Below are 1197 nucleotides of genomic sequence, written 5' to 3'. Positions count from 1 at the left end.
AACACAGTGGACGCGAGCAACTGAGGACAAGCCCTCGGCCTATTAGTACCAGTCAGCTCCACCCGTTACCGGGCTTCCACATCTGGCCTATCAACCCAGTCGTCTACTGGGAGCCTTAACCCCTCAAGAGGGTGGGAATACTCATCTCGAAGCAGGCTTCCCGCTTAGATGCTTTCAGCGGTTATCCTTTCCGAACGTAGCCAACCAGCCATGCCCTTGGCAGGACAACTGGCACACCAGAGGTTCGTCCGTCCCGGTCCTCTCGTACTAGGGACAGCCCTTCTCAATATTCCTACGCGCGCAGCGGATAGGGACCGAACTGTCTCACGACGTTCTAAACCCAGCTCGCGTACCGCTTTAATGGGCGAACAGCCCAACCCTTGGGACCGACTCCAGCCCCAGGATGCGACGAGCCGACATCGAGGTGCCAAACCATCCCGTCGATATGGACTCTTGGGGAAGATCAGCCTGTTATCCCCGGGGTACCTTTTATCCGTTGAGCGACAGCGCTTCCACAAGCCACTGCCGGATCACTAGTCCCGACTTTCGTCCCTGCTCGACCCGTCGGTCTCACAGTCAAGCTCCCTTGTGCACTTACACTCAACACCTGATTGCCAACCAGGCTGAGGGAACCTTTGGGCGCCTCCGTTACTCTTTAGGAGGCAACCGCCCCAGTTAAACTACCCATCAGACACTGTCCCTGATCCGGATCACGGACCCAGGTTAGACATCCAGCACGACCAGAGTGGTATTTCAACGGCGACTCCACAACCACTGGCGTGGCCGCTTCACAGTCTCCCACCTATCCTACACAAGCCGAACCGAACACCAATATCAAACTATAGTAAAGGTCCCGGGGTCTTTCCGTCCTGCTGCGCGAAACGAGCATCTTTACTCGTAGTGCAATTTCACCGGGCCTATGGTTGAGACAGTCGAGAAGTCGTTACGCCATTCGTGCAGGTCGGAACTTACCCGACAAGGAATTTCGCTACCTTAGGATGGTTATAGTTACCACCGCCGTTTACTGGCGCTTAAGTTCTCAGCTTCGCCGCCCCGAAAGGCAGCTAACCGGTCCCCTTAACGTTCCAGCACCGGGCAGGCGTCAGTCCGTATACATCGCCTTACGGCTTCGCACGGACCTGTGTTTTTAGTAAACAGTCGCTTCTCGCTGGTCTCTGCGGCCACCCCCAGCTCAAG

1 rRNA gene (only partly in view) is annotated in these 1197 nt (G+C 56.3%); it reads right to left on the bottom strand.

Annotated features, from left to right (window positions below):
* Positions 1-22 precede the first annotated feature (22 nt).
* Positions 23-1197, bottom strand: a 23S ribosomal RNA gene (locus tag ACH4K1_RS32185); it runs 2130 nt beyond the window's last position.

The sequence above is a fragment of the Streptomyces sp. NPDC017448 genome, assembly GCF_044330565.1.
Taxonomy (GTDB): Bacteria; Actinomycetota; Actinomycetes; order Streptomycetales; family Streptomycetaceae; genus Streptomyces.
Note: the sequence above shows the minus strand (reverse complement) of the source record. Positions and strands in the feature narration are given on the sequence as shown.